The sequence below is a fragment of the Nocardia sp. FBN12 genome (assembly GCF_050320175.1).
Taxonomy (GTDB): domain Bacteria; phylum Actinomycetota; class Actinomycetes; order Mycobacteriales; family Mycobacteriaceae; genus Nocardia.
The window spans coordinates 4,373,368-4,395,475 of record NZ_CP190048.1 but is presented as its reverse complement, the minus strand read 5'-3'; the positions used below and the strand labels follow the sequence as shown (position 1 = coordinate 4,395,475).

Below are 22,108 nucleotides of genomic sequence, written 5' to 3'. Positions count from 1 at the left end.
CGAACGGGGGTTGTCGGAGCTTCGGCGCGGGGCGATCGCGACGCGGGGAGCGCTGTTCGCCATGATAGCAATCGGGCGGCTACCGGCGATTTCCCCGCGGCGCCGACAGTTGGTCGGCGCCGCGGGGTCCGTTCAGCCGAGCGCGGCCAGGCCGCGGCGGTCGATTTTGCCGGTCGGGGTGCGCGGGAGCTCGTCGACGAACAGCACGTCGCGGGGTGCTTTGAAACGCGCGAGGTGGGATTTCACGTAGGCGCGGACGGTGTCCGCGTCCAGATCGGCCGCGGGGACGATGAACGCGGCGAGCCGTTGCCCGAATTCCTCGTCGGGGACACCGATTACGGCCGCTTCGGTGATCGAAGGGTGCTGGTAGAGCAGGTCTTCGATCTCGCCGGGGAAGACGTTCTCACCGCCGGAGACGATCATGTCGTCGTCGCGACCGTCGATGAAAAGCCTTCCGCCGGAGTCGAAGTGGCCGAGGTCGCCGGTGCTCATCAGGCCGCCGCGGATCTGCTTGGCGCCGCCACCCGAGTAGCCCGCGATCGCGATGAAATTGCCGACATGGACGGTGCCGACACGGCCGGGTTCGGTGACGAGGGTGTCTTCGTCGTAGAGGGCGACCGTGATGCCGACCGGTGCCTTGCCTACGGTGCCGGGTGCGGCGATCCAGTCCTGCGGGGTGGCGATGGTGGCGGTGCCGGTTTCGGTGCAGCCGTAGAAGTTGTAGATCACGGGGCCGAATGCCTCGATGGCTCTGGTGCCCAGCGAGGAGGGGAGCGCTGCGCCCGCGGTGAAGACGATCCGCAACGAGCTGGTGTCGTTGGCGGACAACGTCTCTGGGCCGAGATCGAGGATGCGGCGCAGCATGGTCGGCACCAGTACCACCATGTCGGCTCGATGCCCGGCGATCTGGCCGAGCGCGCGGGCGGCGTCGAATCGGCCGTGTAACACGATCGTCGAACCCAGGTTCAGCGACACGATGAACTGCGACAGGGCGGTGCCGTGGAAAAGTGGCGCGCACAGCAGCACGGTCTGGCCACGCCGCAACGGCACCCGGTCGACGAATTGTGCCGCTGCCAAAGGAGATTCGACACGTCGCGGTGCGCCCTTCGGTGTCCCGGTGGTGCCGCCGGTGAGCAGGACGAAGCCCGCCTGCTCGGCCGGTGCGGGCAAGCGCGCGCCGCCGGGTGTGGCATCCACGTCGAGCACGGTGATATCGCCGGGCAGGTCATCGGCGAGTGCGGACCGGCTCGGGTCGAGCACCAGCGCGCACCTGCTCCCGGACGAGCACATCGTGCAACTGCGCGGCGCCGAACCCAGTGTTGAGCAGCACCAGTCGGGCGCCGAGTTTCGCCGCGGCAGCCATGGTTTCGACCAGGAGCAGGCCGTCGGGACAGAGCACCCCGATGGTGTCGCTCGCATCGAAGCCCGCGGCGTGCCAGCGGGTGGCGATCGCATCGGTGCGTGCGTCGAGTTCGCCGTACCTGATCCGGCGGTCACCATCGATCAGTGCGATCCGGTCGGGGGTTCGTCGCGCCGAGGTGATGATTCCGCCCGCGATCGGACCGTAGGCGCGCATCGTGGCGGCGGTCCGGGCGATCTGGGGCGGATGGCGCAGATCGATGATCCCGGCCCGCTGCATGACCCGGATCTGGCGCACTGTGGTCCGCGCCGTGAGCGCTGCCCGGCGCACCGCGCTCAACATACTCGCGGCCCGGGGTCGGCTCCGGCGGTGACCGCGAGCAACCAGGCGACAGTGCCCAGTTCGGGGACGATCTCGGCGCTGATGTGCTCGGAGAACGGCACCCGCAACATCCGCATGTTCGCCCCGCGCGCGCAGTAATCGGCGGCGATCTTGTCGATCACCAGTTCGGCGGGCAGCAGTTGGTCGGTGGTCGAGTGCCACATCAACAGCGGCATATCGGGTGTGTTCTCCGGCTTGCCGAAGCTCGCCGCGGCCAGCGCCGGTTGCGCGGCAGCCAGCGCGGCAGCGGGGTCGGTCAGGTACTCGGCCATCGGGCGAAGCAGCGTGGTGGCCACGGCGGTGTAGAGGCAGCGTTCCCGCAGGTCATAGGCAACACGCTGGCCTTCCGGTGTCAGGTATCGCTGCAATTCCCGGTCGAACTCGGGGTATTCGCGGGCCAGTCCCAGCACCGCCAGCCAGCCGGTGAAGTTCGCTTGCGGCTGCTGCCCCGAGATCGCGAAAGGTGCGATCGCGACCTTGTCGCCCGGGATACCGCCCTGCGCACTGCCCTCGATATCGAGTTCGGGAGCGTAATGGCGGCGCTGCTCGGCGGCCGAGGCGGAGGCGTTGCCGCCACCGGAATAACCCCACAACCCCACCGGTGCGGTCTCGAGCCCGAGCCCACCGCGCTTGGCGGCGCGGATCCCGTCGAGCACCATCCGCCCCTCGCTGGGCGACATGATCGTGTTCTCTTTGCCGTCGAAATCGGTGACGACCACCGCCGCGCCCGCCGCGAGGAACTGACTCATGATGGCCACTTCCTTCTGGATTCCCGCGCGCAGGGTGTAGGACGGATTGCACTGCTGGCCGAGGCTGTCGATCGCCTCCTGATAGGAAATCAGCGGGCGCGCACCGGGTCCCAGCCACGGGATGCCCGGCATCAGCACGGTGGTCGCCGTGGCGAGCGGGTTGTCGTGCACATCGGAGCTGCGCAGCAGCAGCTGTGTGGTGTGCACCGGGGCCGGGATGCCGAGCACGTGGGTCTGCACGATCCGGCTGCGGATCACGTCGCCGTTGGCGTAGGCGGCGAGATCGGCCGGATCGGCGTACCAGGGGTCGTGCTGAGGGGTGGGGATCGGCACGACCGCCGGATATACCTGCGCCTCGTTCGGCAGCGGTGGCAGTTCGAAATCCTGGGCGCCCGCCGGACCCGCTGCCACCAGCACTGTCATCGCGAGCAGAGGCAGGGCTCGGGCGCCGAGCCGTCGGAGCCGGGGCGACCGGCAAGTGGCCGTGCTGCGCTGCATGGCATCTCCTTCGATAGGTGATTCCGATTACAGCACGTTGCCTTGTTGAGAACAAGAGTTCTTGTTCTTATTGGGCGATCTGTAGGCTGAGCTGCGTGACGTCGACCGACAAGAGCCAAGTCCGCTCCCGGCGCATCCAGGGCTTGGACGCCGAACAGCGCCGTGCCCGCAGGCGGGAACAGATATTGGCCGCCGCTTTCGACTTGATCGCCGCCGACGGCTACGTCAACACCGCGATCGAGCAGATCTGCCAGACCGCCTTCGTCGGCAACAAAGCCTTCTACGAACTCTTCGACAGCAAAGAAGACTGCTACCTGGCGCTGCTACAGCAGCAGAGCGAACACGCACAGGACAAGGTCGCCACCGCGCTGTCCGAATCCTCGGGCGCCCGCGACGACGTGGTCGCCGCCGTCATCGGCGCCTTCGCCCATTCGATGGTCGACGACCCGCGCGTGGCGAAGGTGACTTTCGGTGAGGCCAGCGGCATTTCGGCGAAAGTCGAACAGCAACGGCGGATCAACCGCCGCTGGGCCGCTCAGTTCCTCGAAACCCTGTGGCGTGAATACGGATTCGTGCCCCCCTTAGGAGTCGGCATCGATCTGCACGCCCTCGCGGTCTCCACGATCGGCGGTCTGTTCGAGACCGTCGCCGACTGGCTCCACACCGACGCCGGCGCGACGGGCGACATCGATGTGCTCATCCGAGATCTCATGGCGTTCATCGAGATCGTGCACTCAGGATTGGGGCGGTCCGCGGGTTGAGTCCGCCCGCATTCGTCAGCGGGGAGCGGGGCCGCCGGGCGGCGGGCCGCCTGGCGCTCCGTTGCCCGAGGGCGGGGCACCGTTGCCGGACTGGGTGTTCTGGGATTTCGCGGCGACGCCGACCGTGAGGGCGACGGACATGCCGGTGGTGGGTGTGCCGGTGACCGTGGCCAGTTCGGCGTCCCAGCCGTCGCCGAAGACGTTGTCGGAGGACAGGGTTACGCCGGACATGTTGCGGGTGCTGTTCGTGTAGCCGGGGTCGGCGTCGAAGACCGAGGTGCAGGCGTCTTGGGGCAGGGCGATCTGGGAGGTGAGGCGGGCGTTGTCGCCTGCGACGGCGGTGGACAGGGAGTCGTAGACCTCGAAGTGGATGTGTGGCCAGCGGCCGGCGTAGCAGGCCGGGAAGATCGAGGTGAAGCGGACGGTGCCGTTGTCGTCGGCTACTTGGACGCCGCGTAGGTAGTTCTGTTCGGTGGCGCCGTCGGTGTAGAGGGAGTAGCGGCCTTCGCGGTCGCAATGCCAGACGTAGACGGCCATGCCGGTGCCCGCCGCGTTCTCGACGAGATCACGCAGGTTCAGCGTGAGTGTCATCGGAACACCCTGGGCGGTACCGGAATACGTGCCGAAACTGGTGGTGATGTCGGATCGCACCACGCCCGATTCGATCAGGACATTGGGTCCGTTGGAGCCGTCACCCGGGTAGGGACCCGCCGTCTCCTGCGGTGCCGCGGCGGGGGTTTCCGCCGACGCGGAGGTGGTGGCCGAGCTGGTGCTCGCGTCGGTCCTGTCGTCGGTGGTCGCGCAGCCCGCCGCCGCCGCCGCAACCCCGGCGACGCCGAGAAACCTCAGCGCTCGCCGCCGCGACAGCACTCGAAGATCGTGCCCGAGTCCCAGATCGTGCTCGCCCATTTCCGCTCCTTCGCTGCCGTGTTGACGACCACGGTAAGCACGGGGGCTGCGCCGGAGCCGCGAACGCGCTGAGAGGTAGCTGGGAGTCAGTCGGTGACGTAGCCGTTGAGGCTGTTGCGCAGGTCGGTGAGGACCGCGCGGGCCGCGGTGAGGCCGGTGGTGTGCCAGATCTTGTCGTCGACCGCGAAGACACGCTTGTCGGACGCGGCGCCCAGCTCTTCGAACTGATCGGAGCGCAGGACCTGCCTGCCGTGTTCCTCGCCGTCGGGGCCGTCGAACATCACGTAGATGACATCGCCTTCGGCTTTGGTGGCGAGGTCGGCTTCGGTGATGTCGAAGGATCGGCCGCGCTGGGCGGTGGGGCGCTGGACGCCGACGTCGGAAAGGACCTGGGCCGCGAAGGTTTCGGTGCCTTGGACCTGAATGGTGTCGGCGGTGAAGCGCAGGACCGAGGCCTGGGATTGGCGCGCGTTCAGGGCGGGGCCGAGGTCGTGCGCTTCGGTGAGGTAGTTCTGCAGGGCGGTGCCGGCGGCGTCGCTGCGGTTCATGCCCGCGGCATAGGCGGCGAAATCGGACTGCCAGCTGCCGCCCGCGCCGATCAGGACGGTGGGGGCGATCTTGCTCAGCGCGTCGAAACCACCGGCGGTCGTGGCGACGTCGCCGAGGATCAGGTCGGGCTTCAGCTCGGCGATCCGTGCGGGATCGGGCTGACCGATGGCGCCGACGCTTGGCACCTTCACGACGCCGTAACCCAGGTACATCGGTTGCGGACGGTCGCCGTCGAGGGTGACCGCGCCCGCGACCCGCTCCCACAGGCCCACCGCGCAGGCCGCGTCGAGCGCCGCGGTGGTGAGTACGACGATGCGCTGCGGGTCGGCGGGAACCTGTGAGACACCGCCGGTGTGGGTGACGGTGCGCGCCGCGCCGGAGTCCGGCGCGCTCGGCAGCGGGCACGCGGTCGCGGTGTCGCGATCGGTCCCGACCACGCCCGCACCCGCGATATTCGTGGTGGTGCGGATGATCGTGCTCGCGTCATCGTGCTTCTCCGCGCACCCCGCGGTGAGCACGGCGGCGCACAGCAACGCGGCCGCCACGACGAAGCCGCGCGAGCGGACGTGCCCGCCCGGCTCGGCGGTGCGACGGAATCGGGTGCGGTTTCGGGCGCTCGCCAGCATGCGCACGAGGGTACTGCGTGGCCGCCGGTGTGAGTGCCGCGGGCCGATCTACCGGCGGCTCGCACGCCGGAAGCCGATGGCGGCGGGAACGGCGAACAGCAGGACGGCGGCGCCGGACCAGGCGAGGGTGAGCAGCAGCGGCCGCGCGATGGGACCCTGATCGGACAGGCCGCGCATGGCGTCGACGGCGACCGACATCGGCTGGTTGCGCACCACCGGCTGAATCCAGGTCGGGAAGGCGACCAGGGGCACGAACCCGGTGCTGAAGAACATCATCAGCGAAGTGAGGATCGTGATGCCCTCGACCAGGGAGGCCTTCGCGGTGTAGACGGCGACGGCGGTGACGATGGTGGCGAAGGCGAGCCCGAACACCACGGGGACCAGCAGGAATACGAGCGCGGCCAAGGGGCCGTGGTGGAACCGGAAGCCGAGCAGGAAGCCGACGATCACCACCGTCACGGTGCCGAGCAGAATGCGGCAGCCCTCGGCGAGGATGCGCGAGACGATCCCGGACGCGCGATGCACGGGCAGCACCCAGAATCGGGCCAGCAGACCGGCGTCGCGTTCACGGCCGAGCAGCACACCGCTCGCGACGGCGCCGGACAGCGCGCCGACGAGGGCGACCATCGGGACCGAGCCGTAGAGGGCGTCGTCGCCGGTGAACTTCTCGATCTGACCGCCCACCACGATATCGAGCATGATCAGCAGCAGACACGGGATGAGCAGGGTCTCCAGCAGCGTGATCGGGTTGCGGGCCCAGCGCACCAGCAGCCGCTCGGTCTGGATCAGCGTGTGCCGGACCAGCGACACCGCCGAGGTCTCCAGTCGCTCTGCCATCAGGCCCTCCTGGAACTCAGCCGGATGGCCACCGGCAAGCAGATCGCCACGATGGCGGCGAGCCAGAGCAGCGACGGGCCCATCAGTGACCAGGTCACGGTCCCGGCGTTGCCTGTGGTGTCACCGGCCAGCGCGCGCAACACGATCGCGAACTGGGAGACCGGTTGATTGCGGACGAACCATTGGATCCACTCCGGGAATTGGCTCGCCGGTGCGAGACCGGTCGAGAGCATGCCGAAGATCAACGGCGGCAACACCAGTGCCTGTGACGTGGCTTCCGGGCTCTTGGACAGCGTGCCGATCACATCCGCGCCGAGGGTGAACGCGAGTCCGATGAGCAGCGAGAACGCCAGGTAGCCGAGGGTGTGCGCGGCGTCGAGCCGGAATCGGAAGCCGATCACATAGCCCGCGGTGATCGCCGCGGCCAGCGAGATCAGCAGACGGAACAGGTTGGCCGACATCCGCGCCGCGACCGGAACCAGCGGGCGCAGCGGCATCGCACCGAAGCGGCGGTTGAGGCCCGCGACGGAATCGGTGGCCGAGCGGAACGCCGCCGAGATGGCGGTGAACGCGGCGGCCTGCAAGATCACCAGCGGCATCATGTACTGGGCGTAGCTGCTGAAACCGTTGCCGGAGAACGTCATCACGGTTTTCAGCGGAATGTAGAAGCTGGCCGTGAAGGCCGCGGGCGCGAAGACCGAGGCGAGGAACTCGCCGGATTTGATCGAGGGCACGATCAGCCGCGTGGTCAGGACCCACCACTGCTGCACCGTCTCCGGTGTCGCGCGCGCAGCGGTGTTCCAGGTGATGGCGGTCATGCCGTGGCCTTCGATTCGGCCTCGGTCGAGGCCAGGTGACCGGTGAGTTGCAGGAACACGTCGTCGAGCGAGGGCCTGCGCAGGGCGATGTCGACGAGTTCGACAGAGGCGTTGTCGAGTCGGCGCAGGGCCTCGGCGAGTGTCTTGGCGCCGTCGGGGGCCGGGATGGTGATGCGGTCCGATTCGGGAGTGAGCGCGGCCAGGTTCTCCGCGGGAAGCAGCGAGCCGAGCGCGCTGACGATGGCAGGCAGCCCTTCCAGATCCAAAGGCACGATCTCGCAGTAGCTGCCACCGGTGCGATGTTTCAGCTCGTCGGCGGTGCCGGAGGCGATCACCACGCCGTGGTCGATCACGATGATCTGGTCGCTGAGCGCGTCGGCTTCCTCCAGGTACTGGGTGGTGAGCAGGGTGGTGATTCCCGCGCTCTTGAAGCTGCGCACCAGGTCCCAGACGCCCTGCCTGCTGCGGGGGTCGAGGCCGGTGGTCGGCTCGTCGAGGAAGACGACATCGGGGCGCACCACCAGCCCGCACGCGATGTCGATGCGGCGCCGCATGCCGCCCGAGTAGGTGCCGACGCGCCGATTCGCGGCCTTCTCCAGATCGAATTCGCCGAGCAGTTCTCTGGCCCTGACCTGGGCCGCCGGTTTGCGCAGGCCCATCAGCCTGCCGAACATGACCAGGTTCTCGTAGCCGCTGAGCATGTCGTCGAGCGCGGCGTACTGTCCGGTCAGCATGATGCGCTGGCGCACCGCGGCGGGGTCGGCGACGACATCGTGACCGGCGACCGTCGCCCGCCCTCGATCGGGCGTGATGAGGGTGGACAGGATGTTCACCATGGTCGTCTTGCCCGCGCCGTTGGGGCCGAGGATGCCGAGCACCTCACCGGGGGCGGCCTCGAAATCGACACCGCGCAGGGCGTGCACGTCGCCGAAGGACTTCTCGATCCCTTCGACCATGACGCCACCGGTGCGCGAATTGCTCTGCACGAGAGTGTGTTCGAGGCTCATATCCGGTCTCCTGCTTCCAAGTGGTCATCGAGCAGTGGCGAGATGACCGACAGTGCGTAGGGATTGGTCATCTCGTCGTGGGTGACGTCGACGTCGTGGTTGGTGATGGCGCCGGTGACGTAGGGCCGCCAACCGCCGGGTCCCATCCATTCGGCGGGGTCGACCGTGGCGCTGAAATAGACGACGTCGCCGTCGTAGACCGGCCGCTGGTATCCGGTCCTGGTGCCGGCGGAGGCGTTGTAGGAGCCCGCCATGCGCTCGATGGTGGCCGCGTCGATGAGTTCCACACCGCCGAGTCGGGTGGTGATGAGCTCGGCCGCTTGTTCGGCGGTTGATTCGGCGGGGACGTCGTCGATGCCGAAGATGGCGCCGAAGGTGTTGATGAAGGCGCCCGGCGAGAGGCGCTCGATGGTGTCGCCGTCGATGTCGGCGGTGTCGGTGTCCAGCAGTGCTACGACGCCGACCTGCTCGCCCGCGGCCTTCAGCTCGACCGCCATGGCCTGGGCGATGAGTCCGCCGAAGGACCAGCCGAGCAGGTGATAGGGGCCGTTGGGCTGCACCGCGCGGATCTCGCGCACGTAGCGTCGCGCGAACTCCTCGATGGAGCGCGCGGAGGGTTCGCGGCCGCTGAGGTCAGGCGCCTGAAGTCCGTAGATCGGGCGTCCGGGCCGTAGCTGTTCGGCGAATCCCAGGTAGCTCCAGGACATTCCGGAGGAGGAGTGGACGCAGAACAGTGCGGGGCGGTCACCGTCGGGGCGGATCGGTAGCAGCACGTCGAGACCGAGGCCGGTCGGCCCCGGCTCCACGACCGCTGCGGTGCGCGCTGTCATGGCGGCGGCTTCGTCGGCCGAAGCGGTCTGGGCCGCAGGGGTTTCGGCGAAGCGCGCGGCCGCGTCGAGTGCCCCGGCCCAGAGATCCGCGAGTTCGGCGACCGCCGCACGGTCCAGAAGTTGTGCCGCGTAACCGAAATCGGCCTGGAGGCGGTTGTCGGCGACCATGGCGTTGATGTCGATCGCCGACATGATCGGCACCTCGGGATGCTCGGCAGCCGCGAGATCGCCGAGCGCGTCGGTGGGGAGCCAGCCGAGGCCTTCGAGGCCGGGGGGAGTGTCGACCGAGGTGTGTCGGCCGAGGTAGTTCACGCAGATCTGGCCGGGAAGCCGGGACGGGAGTTGTTCGGCTGCTTCGGTATTCAGGTAGCGCAGCAGACCGAATCCGATGCCCTTGTCCGGGACCTCGAGCAGGTCGTGCTTGACCCGGCGGATGGCCGCGCCCATGGCCGGGCCGCCCGCCAGCGCATCCTCGATGTCGATGTCGGCGAGATCCAGCCGCACCGGGTACAGGTTCGTGAACCAGCCGATGGTGCGCGACAGATCCGCGCCCGGCACGACTTCCTCCTGTCTGCCATGGCCTTCCAGCCGGAGCAGCGCCGAGCGCTCGTCCACGCCTCGGCGCGCCCGCCAGCGCACCAAGGCCAGTGCCAGGGTGGCGAACAGCGCGTCGGTGACGCTGCCGTGGAACAGCCGGGGCAGGGTGGTGAGCAGGGCGGTGGTGGTGTTCTCGTCGACCTCGATCTCGAGGCGGCGGACCGTCCGCGCCTGATCTGTGGCGGGGTCGAGGTGGCGGGGACCGAGCAGTGGGTCGGGGCCGTTCACCACCTGTCGCCAGTACGGGAGTTCGGCCAGGCGCTGCCCGGAATGGGCCTGCTCGGTCATGGCATGCGACCAGCGCCGCATCGAGGTGCCGATGTCGGGGAGCGTCGGGGTGGCGCCCGCCGAGACCTGGGCCCAGGCGGCGATCAAGTCCTGCACCAGGATTCGCCACGACACGCTGTCGATCGCGAGATGGTGCGCGACGATGATCAGGCGGCCGGGCCGGGTGTGCGCACCGGCGTCGCCGACCGGATCGAGCCACACGAACTGGAGTACGACACCGTCGGCGGGGTGCAGGCGGTTCATCGCGGAGTCCAGTGCGGTCTGCGCGTATTCGCGCAGGTCGATCGAGTCGGTGGGATCGAAGGCCGTGCGGTGCACGAGGGCGTCGACGTCGATCGAACCGGGGTCTGCCACCCGCAATCGCCAGCCGTCATCGGCTGCCCACAGGCGCGCCCGCAGCATGTCGTGGCGGTCGATCGCGGCGGTGAGCGTGGTGACCAGTTGTGCGCGGTCGATGCCGACCGGCAGTTCCACTACCGCGGTTTGGGCGAACCGGTCGAAATCACCGCCGCGTTCGATCATGTACCGGACGATCGGGGTGAGCGGAAGGTCGCCGGTGCCGCCGCCGGGCAGTTCCGCGAGTGCCTCGACCGTCTCGGCGGCATCGACGGCCGCGCCGAGCGCCGCGACCGTGCGGTGTTCGAAGACCTGCAGCGGGGTGCAGTGCACGCCACGCAGCTTCGCCTGGGTGACGAGCTGGATGGCGAGGATGCTGTCGCCGCCGAGAGCGAAGAACGAATCGTCGATCCCGACCCGCGCGCGGCCCAGCAGTTCGGCGTAGACCTCGGCGAGTACCTGTTCGGTCGGTGTTTCCGGTGCGCGGTACGGGGTGTCGTCGGTGACGAACACCGGTTCCGGTAGTGCGTTTCGATCGAGCTTGCCTACTGCGTTGATGGGGATCTCGTCGAGCACGACGAACGCGGCGGGCACCATGTAGGCGGGCAGCGTGTCGGCGGCGAGGGCGCGGATGTGCGCTGTGTCGAGGTCGGCGCCGGGTACGCGCACCAGGTAGGCGGCGAGGGCAGTGGAACCGGTGGGGCCGGGAACACCCAGTGTCACAGCGAGATCGATGCCGTCGATGGCGCCGAGCACGGCGTCGATCTCACCGAGCTCGATGCGCTGGCCGCGCACCTTTACCTGGAAGTCGGTGCGGCCGAGGTATTCGAGTGTCAATCCGGTGTGTGAATCGGGAGGGTTGTCGGACGGAGCTGGGTCGGCCCGATTGGGCGCGGGGCTGCTGGTGCGGGTCCACCGCACCAGATCGCCTGTCCGATACAGGCATTCACCGGGACCTTCGAACGGGTTGGCGACGAATCTGGCCGCCGTGAGGCCTGCCCGGGCGTGGTATCCCCGCGCGAGGGCGGTGCCAGCGAGGTACAGCTCGCCCGCGACACCGACTGGCACCGGGCGCAAGCGGTCGTCGAGGACGAGTGCGGACGCGCCACGGACAGGTGCGCCGATGGTCACCGGTTCCGTGGCCGACAACGGCTCGGAACCCGTTGCCCAGATGGTGTATTCGGTCGGCCCGTACAGGTTGACCATCGTGCGTGCGCCGGCACCGCCGCACCACCGCGCGACCAGATCGGGGCCAACCGCCTCGCCCGCGACCGCGAGAACGCGCAGGCTCGACACATCAGCGGGATCGATGGTGGCCAGTGCCGACGGGGTGATCACCATGTGGGTGACCTGTTCGGCGGCGATCAGTTCCGCGAGCGGCGCGCCGCCGAAGACGTCCGGCGGTGCGATCACCGAGGCGCCGCCGCAGCCGAACGCCATGAGTGCCTCGAAGATCGACGCGTCGAAACTCGGGGAGGCGACCTGCATGACCCGGGCGTGTTCGTCGAGGGCGAGGTCGGCGCGCTGGGCGGCGACCAGGTCGGCGAGGCCGCGGTGGGTGACGGTGACGCCCTTCGGGGTGCCGGTGGAGCCGGAGGTGTAGATCATCCAGGCCGGGTTCTCGAGCCTGATCGGGTCGGGGAGTTCCTCGGCGGTGAGGTCGGCGTCGTCGGTGGCGGCCAGGCGGGTGGCGAAGTCGGGGTCGTCGAGGATCAACCAGCGGGTGCTGTCGGACAGTTCCGGCCGGTATTCGGCCAGGGTGATCCCGACCCGGGCGCCGGAATCGGAGAGCATGTGGCCGATGCGGTCCGCCGGATGCTTGGGGTCTACCGGCAGGAACGCCGCGCCCACTTTCGCCGCGGCCCAGATGCCGGTGTGCAGCTCGGCGCAGCGGGGGAGGCCGAGGGCGACAACAGATTCCGTCTGCGCTCCGGCCTCGATCAACAGCCTGGCCAGCTGGTTGGACCGGGCGTTCAGGGCGCGGTAGGTGGTCGTACCGGATGCCTGCGCGCGTTGTTCCAGGCGGGGTGCGCCCGTCGGTGCGTGCTGGGTCGGGGACGCTGCGGTGGCGTCGATGGCCGGTGCTGGTTGTCCCCGAAGGCGCGCGTCGGCGTTGCTGACCAGTGCTGGTCGGTCGGGGAAGGTTGTCGCGGAGGTGGTGAGCAGCTCGGCCAACGTGGTGGTGCCCGTGGTGGCGGGCCCGCGGACCGGGATCAGTTGTGCGCGTTCGGATTCGGCGAGGATGTCGATGTCGGCGAGGCGGATGTCGATATCGTCGATGACAGTGGTGAGCACCTGACGCCATCGGGTCGCGAAGGAGGTCACCGTGGTGGCGTCGAACAGATCCGTCGCGTAGGTCAGGACGCCTTCGATGCCGGCCGGGCCGGTGTCGTCGAAACGTTCGCGCAGGTCGAGGGTGAGGTCGAAGGCCGAGGATCGGCGGTCGAAGTCCTCGACTTCGAAGCGCAAGCCGGGCAGTTCGAGGACCGGTTCGATGAAGTTCTGGAGCGACAGCGACACCTGGAACAGCGGGTGATGGGCAGTCGATCGGGTGGGGTCGAGTGCGGTGACGAGCTGTTCGAACGGCACGTCGGCGTGACCGAAGGCGTCGAGGTCGGTGGTGCGGACGGTGGCGAGCAGTTGCCGGAAGCCGGTGCCGGGGTCGACGGGCGTGCGCAGGGCCAGGGTGTTGACGAACATGCCGACGAGGTCGTCCAGCGCGGCCTCGCCCCGGCCCGAGATCGGCGTTCCGATGACGACATCGCCCGTACCGCCGAGTCGAGCCAGGAGAACCGCGAGGGCAGCGTGGACCACCATGAAGACGCTGACGTTGTTCGCGGCGGCGAAGTCGATCAGCGCACGGTGGGTCGGTTCGTCGACGGCGAAGCCGACGTCGTCGCTACGCATCGTCTGCACCGCGGGCCGGGGACGGTCGGCGGGGAGCTCCAGCGCATCCGGTGCACCCGTGAGTGTTTCGCGCCAATACTGGATCTGCTGCGCTGCGACAGACTCCGAATCCGTCGCGCTACCGAGCAGTTCGCGATGCCACAGCGCGAAGTCCGCGTACTGCACCGCGAGCGGGGGCCGCGTGGGTGCGCCACCCGACACTCGGGCCGAGTACGCGGCTACGAGATCGGCCGCCAACGGTGCCATCGACGCGCCGTCGGCGCTGATGTGGTGCACAACGAGGACGACAATATGCACCGGCTCAGCTGACGGGCTGCCGCTGAGGCGGAAGAGGCCGACTCGCAGTGGGGCCTGGCGGGTGAGGTCGAAACCGGTGCCTGCCAGTTCGTTGATCCGATCACGCAGTGGCGCACCGTCTTCGGTGTCGATCAGCGGCATCGACGGAACCGCGTTGTCGATGCCGACCATGACCTGGCGTGGGCCCTCGGCGTCGGCGGGGTAGCGGGTGCGCAGGCTTTCCTGGCGTTCGACCACGTCGGCGAGCGCGAGGCGCATGGCCTCCACATCCAGGATTCCGGTGAGGCGCAGGGCGATCGCGATGTTGTAGGCCGAGGAGTCGGGGTCGAGTTGGTTGAGTACCCACATGCGCTGCTGGGCGGGGGACAGTGGAATGCGGTCGGGGCGTAGGCGTGGGGCCAGCGCGGGTCGGCCGGGGCTGCCTTCGGCGGCGGGCACGACCCGCGAGGACAGTTGGGCGACGCTCGGCGCGTCGAACAGGTCACGCAGGGCGATCGTGGACCCGAGCGACGAATTGACGCGGGCGACAACCTTTGTCGCGCTCAGAGAGTTGCCGCCGAGTTCGAAGAAGGACTGGTCGACGCTCACCCGCTCGGTGCCGAGCACCTCGGCGAACACTTCGGCCACGGACTGTTCGATCGGCGTGCGCGGTGCGAGATAGGACCGCTGGGCGGCCGAGAAGTCTGGTATCGGAAGGGCTTTGCGGTCCAGTTTGCCAACGGGGGTGAGTGGGATGTCGTCCAGGACAACGACATACGCGGGCACCATGTACCCCGGCAGTTCCGCCGCGACCTGCGCGCGCAGTCGCTCGGTGTCGAGTTCGACCTCGGGAACGGGGAGCACGTAGGACACGAGCACGGTGGCACCCGCCGGTCCTTCGCGTCCGATCGTCACCGCGTAGTCGACCCCTTCGGCGCGCGATAGCACCGCGTCGATCTCACCGAGCTCGATCCGCAGACCGCGGATCTTGACCTGGAAGTCGCTGCGGCCCAAGTATTCCAGCGTGAGCTCGTCGCCGGCAACCCAGCGCACCATGTCCCCGGTCCGGTACATCCGCTGCCCGGCGCCACCGAACGGGTTGGCGACGAACCGGCTCGCGGTCATCTCGAACCGGTTGAAGTAGCCACGCGCCAGCGCGGGCCCGGCCAGATACAGCTCGCCCGCGATACCGATCGGCACCGGACGCAACCAGCTGTCCAGCACCACCAGCGCCGCACCGCGAATCGGCCCGCCGATGGTGACCGGCTCGCCCGCGACCAGCTCGGCGGGACCGGTCGCCCAGATGCTGAACTCGGTGGGGCCGTACAGGTTCACCATCCGCCTGCCCGCGGCCCACTTCTCGATGAGCTCGGGAGTGGCCGCCTCGCCGGCCACCGACAGCACCCGCAGCTCGGTGAGATCGGTGGGCTCCATGGTCGCCAGCGCCGACGGGGTGATCACCGCGTGGGTGACCCGCTCGGTGCGCAGCAGCGTCTCGAGTTCACCGCCGCCGTAGACCTCCGGCGGCGAGACGACCAGCCGTCCGCCCGCGGCGTGCGCGGTCAGCATCTCGAAGACGGAGGCGTCGAAGCTGGGCGAGGCGACCTGCAGCGCGCTCGCGGACGGATCGAGAGCCAGGGTTTCACGCTGGGCAGCGACAAGATTCGCGATGCCGCGATGGCTGAGGAGCACCGCCTTCGGTTTGCCGGTGGAACCGGAGGTGTAGATCAGGTAGGCCGTGTGGTCGATGTCGAGCGGTCCGCCGCGTTCGGCGTCGGTGATCGGCGCGTCCGAGACCAGCATGGCGCGGCGCATGGTGTTCAGGTCGTCGAGCAGCAGCCAGTCGATGGACCCGGGCAGGTCTTCGCCGGTGGCCGTCACGGTGACGCCGATCGGGGCTTTCGAATCGGTGAGCATGTGCTCGATCCGCTCCACCGGGTAGCTCGGATCGAGCGGGACGAAGGCCGCCCCGGTCTTGGCCAGCGCCCACACAGCGACCACCGATTCCAGCGACCGGGTGAGCGCGAGCACGACGAAGATCTCGGGGCCGATCCCACGACGGAGCAGGACCCGGGCGAATCGATTGGACCAGGCGTCGAGGTCGCCGTAACTCATCCGCAGATCGCCCGCGCTGACCGCGATCGCGTCGGGATCGATGCGTGCGCCCGCCGTGAGGATTTCGGGCAGCGTGCGCATCGGCAAGGCGGGCGCGCCGTGAACCGGTGCGAGCGTGGCCAATTCGGCGTCGCTGCAGTTGTGCAGTTGTGATACGAGGGCGTGCGGGTTCTCGGCCAGCTGGGCGAGCAGCCGGGCGAAGCGGTCAAGGAGTGACTGTGCCGCGGTGGATTCCAGCTGGTCTGCCATGAACTTCACGGTGACGCGCAGGGCGTCGCCGGCGCCGGCCTCGCCGCGCAGCGGAATCACCATGAGGTTCAACGGGTAAGGCGTCGCGTCGGTGCCCTCGACATCGAGCACCCGCATGCCCGCGATGTCCAGTGCCTGCGACAGCGCCTCGCGATCGATGGGGTAGGACTCGAAAACGGTGAGAGTGTCGAACAATTCGGCCAGACCGACCGCACGGTGGATGGCGGCGAGGCCGACGTGCTGGTGGTCCATGAGCCGCGCCTGCTCGGCCTGCACGCGGGCGAGTAGGTCGGACACCTTCTCCGACGGATCCAGCGTGACCCGCACCGGGACGGTGTTGATGAACAGCCCGACCATCTCCTCGACACCGGGCAGCTCCGGCGGACGGCCGGACACCGTAGCGCCGAACACCACATCGGTGCGGCCGGTGAGCATGGCGAGCAGCAGCGACCAACCCGCCTGGACCAGGGTGCTCACGGTCGCGCCCGCAGCCCTGGCGGCGGACTCGAGCGTCGCGACGGTGGCGGCGGACAAGTCCTGCGAGAGCATCGCGGTCTCGGGCGACTCGATCCCGGCGAGCGTGGGGACGGCGCGGGTGGGCGTGTCGATCCCGGCCATGGCCTGCTTCCACGCGGCCAGGGAGGCTTCCGCGTCCTGGTCGCCGAGCCAGGACAGGAACTCGCGGTAGGACCGGGCGGGCGGCAAGACCGACGCGTCACCCGCGGTGACGTACAGGGTGAGCAGTTCGCGAACCAGCAGCGGTGTCGACCAACCGTCGAGCACGAGATGGTGATTGGTCATGACGAGCCGGAAGTTCTCCTCGGCGGTCCTGATCAGGGTGAATCGCAGCAGCGGGGGCCGGGTCAGGTCGAAGCGGGTGAGTGCGTCGAGCTCGATCACCCGATCCAGCTCGGCTGCTCGCTGCTCGTCGTCGAATTCGGTGAGATCGACCTCGTGCCAGCGGATCTCGGCGGCGGAAAGGACCAATTGCCGTGGGCCGTCGTCGGTTTCGACGAAGGCCACGCGCAGGTTCTCGTGCCGATCGATGAGCGCCTGCGCCGCGCCGCGCAGCCGGGCGGCGTCGACAGTGCCCGCAAGGGTGAGCAGGGATTGGACGGTGTAGCCGTCGGCGGTGTCGGAGTCGTAGAGGGCGTGGAAGAGCAGGCCGTACTGCAGCGGCGAGAGCGGCCAGACGTCGGTGAGCGTCGGGTAGGCGTGCTCCCAGCGCTCGATCTGCGGTTGATCGACGCTGACGAGCGCGAAATCCGAGGGGGTGCGGCCGCCCGCGTCGCCGGTTCCGGCATGGGTGACCAGTGCCCGCAGGGCCTGCGACCACAGGTCCGCCAACGCGCGCACGTCGGCTTCGCCGAGCAGCCTGCTCGCGTAGGCCCAGGTGACTTCCAGTCCGGCGTCGGTCAGGACCGCGTTGATGTCGACGACGGCGGCCAGTGGGGCCCGGTCGTCGTTGGTCGCGGCGAAGCGTCGCGGTACCCAGGGATCGTCGCCGGTCACCGCCCTGCCGAGATAGTTGAAGCTCAGCTGAGGTGTCGGTGCGCCGGCCAGCGCCGCCGCGGTCTCGTCGTTCAGATAGCGGAGCAGGCCGAAGCCGACACCGCGATCGGGGATCGACCGCAACTGTTCCTTGGTCGCCTTGATCGCCGAACCCGCCGCAGGTCCACCGGCGAAGGCCTCGCCGAGATCGATACCGGTCAGGTCGAGCGCGACGGGGTACACGCTGGTGAACCAGCCGACCGTGCGTGCGACATCGGCGCCGGGCAACAGCGATTCGTCGCGGCCGTGGCCTTCCAGCGTCAGCAGGGCGCCGGTGCGGTCACGCCACCGGCACACCGCGAGAGCGAGAGCTGCGAGCAGCACATCGTCTGCGCCGCAATGGAATTGCTCGGGCAGCACGTGCAGGACGGGCTGTGCGATGTCCGAGGGCACCGTCGTCTCCCATTGCGCCATCGTGGCGACCACATCGAGGGTCGGGTCGAAGGTCGCTGTCTCCGCCACGCGATCGGAGGTGGCCGGCGCCGAGTCGATCTCCGCCGTGGCGTGATCGGAGCTAGCCGCGGGCGAGTCGATCGTCGACGTGGTCGTAGAGGAGGTTCCCGCCGAAGAGAGTGACTTCGTGCCGGTGGCGGTCTGATCGTTCGCGCGGGCGAACGACGGGTCGGGCGTCGCCAGGATTCGTTGCCAGATCGGCAGTTCGCCGAGACGGGTCGTGGCGTTCTCGGGCTGGCTGTGCGCCCAGCGGCGAAAGGAGGTGCCGACCGGATCGAGCGCGCCACCGAAGGCGGCGGTGGCCAAGTCGGGCAGCAGGATTCGCCAGGAGATACCGTCGGTGACCAGGTGGTGCAGGACCAGCCAGCACAGTGGGGCGGCGTCGGCGCGTTCGATCAACACGAACCGCGCGACGGCGCCGGTAGTGGGGTCGAGCAGGTCCGCGGCGTTCTGCAAGGCGCGCTCGACCGCGTCGTCGGTGTCGGCGCGGGCCACGTCGATCAGATTCTCGGCATCGACCGAACCCCCCTCGGCCACAAGCCATTCCCAGCCGCCAGCGGTCGGCCGCAGCGAGGAGCGCAGGAGATCGTGGTGCTCGAGCAGGACCTGCACCGCCGCCGCCAGCCTCGGGCGGTCGACACCGGCGGGCAGTCCGATCAGGACTGCCTGCCCGTAGCGCCCCCAGGTGCCCGGGTGCTCGACCATCGCGTGCACGATCGGCGTGAGCTCCACCGCACCGACCCCGCCGCCGGGCAGCTCGTCCACCACGTGCACCGCGGTGTCGTCGGCGACAGCGGCCAGCGCGGCCACCGTTTTGCGTTCGAAGACATCGCGGGCGCTGAACGAGATGCCGGCGGCCTTCGCTCGCGAGACCAGCTGGATCGAGACGATGCTGTCGCCACCGAGAGCGAAGAAGCTGTCGTCGACGCCGACCGTGTCGAGTCCGAGCACCTCGGCGAACAGGGCCGCCAGGGCTTCCTCTCGCGGAGTGGAGGGAGCGCGGCTCACGACCGCGCGAGCGCCGAAATCCGGTGCGGGCAACGCCTTTCGGTCGACCTTGCCGAGCGGGGTCAGCGGTATCCGGTCGAGCACCATCACGACGGCGGGCACCATATACGCCGGAAGAGACTCGCCGACAGCGGCTTTCACTGCTTCGGGACGGACATCGGCCCCCGGCTCGCCGGTGACATAGGCGACGAGCGCGGTGGCGCCGGTCGGCGACTCGACACCGAGGGTGATCGCGAAGTCGATCTCGGGCAGCCGCTGCAGCGCGGCATCGATCTCACCGAGTTCGATCCGGTAGCCGCGCACCTTCACCTGGAAGTCGCTGCGGCCCTGGTAGTCCAGGGTGACGCGCCCCTCGGTGCCGGTCCAGCGCACCAGATCGCCGGTGCGATACATCCGTTCGCCGGGTCCGTGTGGATTCGCGACGAACCGGCTCGCGGTCAGGCCGCTGCGCCGGTGATAGCCGCGCGCGACACCGGGGCCCGCGAGGTACAGCTCACCCACGGTGCCCTCGGGTACGGGGCGCAGCCACGGGTCGAGTACCAGGCCGGACACACCACCGGTCAGGCTGCCGATCGTCACCGGGGCGCCGGGAACCAGCGGTTCGCTCAGGGTGGTGGTGATGGTGGTTTCGGTCGGCCCGTATCCGTTGATCAGCGCGCGTCCGGCCCACTTCGCCACCAGTTCCGGCGGGCACGCGTCACCGCCGACCACGATCGTGCGCAGGTCGGGCAGCGTCGCCGGATCGAGCGAACCCACCACGGCCGGGGTGACATTGAGATGGGTGACACGGTGCGTACGCAGCACATTCGCCATGTCCTCACCCGCGTACGCCGACGGCGGGACCACCGCGAGGGTGGCGCCGGCGGCCGAGGTCACCACGATCTCCTCGACGGATATATCGAAGCTCGGCGACACCGCGTGGGCGACAACGGAGTCCGGCCCGACCCCGAACCCGGCGCCGGAACTCGCGGCGAGGTTCGCCAGACCGCGGTGCGAGACCAGCACACCTTTGGGCAGGCCGGTCGACCCGGAGGTATAGATGATGTAGGCGACCTGATCCGGCACGACCGCGGCGGTGCGGTCGGCATCGGTGATCGGCACGCCATTCTGGGCGGCGAGTTCCGCGACGGTCGTTCCGTCGTCGAGCGACAGCCAGTCGACCTTGTCGGGCAAGGACTTTCGCACCTCGTCGACAGTCACACCGGTGACGACACCGCTGTCGTCGATCATGTGCTCGATGCGATCATCGGGATAGGTCGGATCGATCGGCACGAACGGCGCACCGGTCTTGGCCACCGCGATGGTGGCGAGCACGGACTCCGCCGATCGTGGAATCGACAGCGCGACAGCGTGTTCAGGACCAGCGCCGGCGGCGATCAGCAGCCGGGCCAGACGATTCGTGTAGTCGTCGACCTCGCGATAACTCAGTGTGTCGTCGACGCCCCAGCGCAGCGCCACCGCGTCCGGGTCGATCGCCGCGCCCGCGGCGAGGATCTCGGGCAGCGTGCGAGTCGCGACTCCGGCCGGGCCACGCGCGGGCACCGACGCCGCCTGCTCGGCAGCCGAGAGTACGGGCACCGTCGACAGCGGGGCGTCCGGTCCGGCGAGGAGGAAACGGTGCAGGAACAGCAGGAAGCGCTCGTGATGGCTCGCCAGGTCGGCGTCGCTGTACAGGTTCGCGTTGCCCTGCAGGTCGATGTGGGTGCTCTCGCCGCCGACGCCCGGGTACAGGTTGACGAACAGGTCGTCGATCAGGCCGGACGTGAGCACGTGCAGCCGCCCGACAACCGGGCCGAGCGCGATCTTGGTGTCCACCATCATCAGATTCACGGCGGGACCGAACGAGGTCGCCTCGTCCATCGCCCAGCCGAGATCGCGGACGATGTCCTCCTGGCGGTACCGCTGGCGTCGCAACGCACCGGTCAGCTCGCTCTGCACCGCGAGAATCGCCGCGCCGACGGTGGTGGTGGGATCGAGGCGAACGCGCAGCGGAACGACATTGGCGAGCATGCCGCCCGAACGACGCAGAGTCGCCGAGGTCCGCGCGGAGACCGGCAGGCTCAGGACCACCTCCGGCGCGCCGGTCATCGCGGCGAGATAGGCGCCGAACGCCGCGACCACCGTCGGGGCGACACCCGAATTCACCGATGCGGCAACGGAATCCAGCAGGGCGCCGGTCTCCGTCGGCAGCGCGCCCGAGACCCGGTTGGGGTGGGCGTCGACCTCGGCCTCGCGGCCGGCGAGCGTCACCGGGTCGGCCAGCGCGGCCAGGTGCTCGCGCCAGTATTCGCGGTCGGTCGCGAAACGATCGGAGCTGCGATAGGCCAGATCCGCGTCGACGATCTTCCGCAGCGGCTCCGCCTTGGTCGGCGGCAGCGCACGACTCTCGAAGGCGGCGTTGTAGAGCTCGCCGACGCGCTGCACCAGCGCCAGCGCGCCCATCCCGTCCAGCACGATGTGGTGCATGCGCGCGTACCAGAACCAGCGATCCGCGGCGACACGCAGCAGGGCGATGCGGACCAATCGGTCGCGCATCACGTCCAGCGGTGCGGTGTACTCGGCGCGCATCCACGCGTGCGCGGCCGCTTCCGGGTCGGGCCGGTCGCGCAGATCCAATTCGGCGATGCTGTCGTCGAGTGTCAGGTCGACGATCTGCTGGGGATCGCCGTCGATGTCGACCAGCCGGAGATAGCCGGTACCGAACTCACGACCGGTCCGCCGGACCGCGTCGGTCAGCATCGGGAGGTCGAGCGCACCGGACAGTTCGACGTACTGGGCGATGGAGATCGGGGTGTCGCCGGCGATGTGCTGGGCGAACCAGATGCCGCGCTGCGCGGCGGACAACGGAAAGGGGCCTTCGGGTGCGACGACGTCGGACGCGTGCGAAGAGGGCTGGATCATGAGCGAACCTGCGTTCTCATGTCTGGAGCTGGGCGTTCACCTCTGGTCCCCGACCGTCGGGTATGTACCTCGTGGGTAGTGCTCGCCGTTGCGTACTGCGCT

Annotated in this window: 8 protein-coding genes and 1 pseudogene; 1 reads left to right on the top strand and 8 read right to left on the bottom strand. The window is 69.1% G+C overall.

Going from position 1 to position 22,108, the window contains the following annotated elements; all coding sequences use genetic code 11:
* Window positions 1-132: 132 nt before the first annotated feature.
* A pseudogene (locus ACQHI0_RS20815) lies at window positions 133-1,702 on the bottom strand (AMP-binding protein).
* Complete coding sequence (locus ACQHI0_RS20810) at window positions 1,696-2,988, bottom strand: lipase family protein (protein ID WP_427903519.1); 1,293 nt, start codon at window positions 2,986-2,988, stop codon at window positions 1,696-1,698. The pseudogene ACQHI0_RS20815 and the gene ACQHI0_RS20810 overlap by 7 nt, the downstream one beginning before the upstream one ends.
* Window positions 2,989-3,083: 95 nt before the next feature.
* Between ACQHI0_RS20810 and ACQHI0_RS20805 the strand changes: the two genes are divergently transcribed.
* Window positions 3,084-3,749, top strand: a complete 666-nt coding sequence (locus tag ACQHI0_RS20805) for a TetR/AcrR family transcriptional regulator (protein WP_427903518.1) — start codon at window positions 3,084-3,086, stop codon at window positions 3,747-3,749.
* A 15-nt stretch (window positions 3,750-3,764) separates the two neighbouring features.
* Here ACQHI0_RS20805 and ACQHI0_RS20800 read toward each other — a convergent pair whose 3' ends face one another.
* The 6 genes from ACQHI0_RS20800 to ACQHI0_RS20775 all read right to left on the bottom strand — a co-directional run bounded on the left by ACQHI0_RS20800 (window position 3,765) and on the right by ACQHI0_RS20775 (window position 22,006).
* Entirely contained in the window at window positions 3,765-4,658 is an 894-nt protein-coding gene (locus ACQHI0_RS20800) for a dioxygenase (RefSeq protein ID WP_427903517.1), read from the bottom strand.
* An 86-nt stretch (window positions 4,659-4,744) separates the two neighbouring features.
* A complete protein-coding gene (locus ACQHI0_RS20795) occupies window positions 4,745-5,833 on the bottom strand; it encodes an ABC transporter substrate-binding protein (protein WP_427903516.1) in 1,089 nt (362 codons plus the stop codon).
* A 48-nt stretch (window positions 5,834-5,881) separates the two neighbouring features.
* Complete coding sequence (locus ACQHI0_RS20790) at window positions 5,882-6,670, bottom strand: ABC transporter permease (protein WP_427903515.1); 789 nt, start codon at window positions 6,668-6,670, stop codon at window positions 5,882-5,884.
* Complete coding sequence (locus ACQHI0_RS20785) at window positions 6,670-7,488, bottom strand: ABC transporter permease (RefSeq protein ID WP_427903514.1); 819 nt, start codon at window positions 7,486-7,488, stop codon at window positions 6,670-6,672. The genes ACQHI0_RS20790 and ACQHI0_RS20785 overlap by 1 nt, the downstream gene beginning before the upstream one ends.
* On the bottom strand, window positions 7,485-8,495 hold the full coding sequence (locus ACQHI0_RS20780; RefSeq protein WP_427903513.1) for an ATP-binding cassette domain-containing protein: 1,011 nt from the start codon (window positions 8,493-8,495) through the stop codon (window positions 7,485-7,487). Before ACQHI0_RS20780 ends, ACQHI0_RS20785 begins: the two co-directional genes overlap by 4 nt.
* Complete coding sequence (locus ACQHI0_RS20775) at window positions 8,492-22,006, bottom strand: amino acid adenylation domain-containing protein (protein ID WP_427903512.1); 13,515 nt, start codon at window positions 22,004-22,006, stop codon at window positions 8,492-8,494. Before ACQHI0_RS20775 ends, ACQHI0_RS20780 begins: the two co-directional genes overlap by 4 nt.
* Window positions 22,007-22,108: the final 102 nt, after the last annotated feature.

What these genes read in the sequence shown, in the direction of transcription:
- ACQHI0_RS20785 (WP_427903514.1), bottom strand. Translation starts at nt 7,488, where the DNA reads ATGACCGCCATCACCTGGAACACCGCTGCGCGCGCGACACCGGAGACG.
- ACQHI0_RS20800 (WP_427903517.1), bottom strand. Translation starts at nt 4,658, where the DNA reads ATGGGCGAGCACGATCTGGGACTCGGGCACGATCTTCGAGTGCTGTCG.
- ACQHI0_RS20775 (WP_427903512.1), bottom strand. Translation starts at nt 22,006, where the DNA reads ATGATCCAGCCCTCTTCGCACGCGTCCGACGTCGTCGCACCCGAAGGC.
- ACQHI0_RS20795 (WP_427903516.1), bottom strand. Translation starts at nt 5,833, where the DNA reads ATGCTGGCGAGCGCCCGAAACCGCACCCGATTCCGTCGCACCGCCGAG.
- ACQHI0_RS20810 (WP_427903519.1), bottom strand. Translation starts at nt 2,988, where the DNA reads ATGCAGCGCAGCACGGCCACTTGCCGGTCGCCCCGGCTCCGACGGCTC.
- ACQHI0_RS20780 (WP_427903513.1), bottom strand. Translation starts at nt 8,495, where the DNA reads ATGAGCCTCGAACACACTCTCGTGCAGAGCAATTCGCGCACCGGTGGC.
- ACQHI0_RS20790 (WP_427903515.1), bottom strand. Translation starts at nt 6,670, where the DNA reads ATGGCAGAGCGACTGGAGACCTCGGCGGTGTCGCTGGTCCGGCACACG.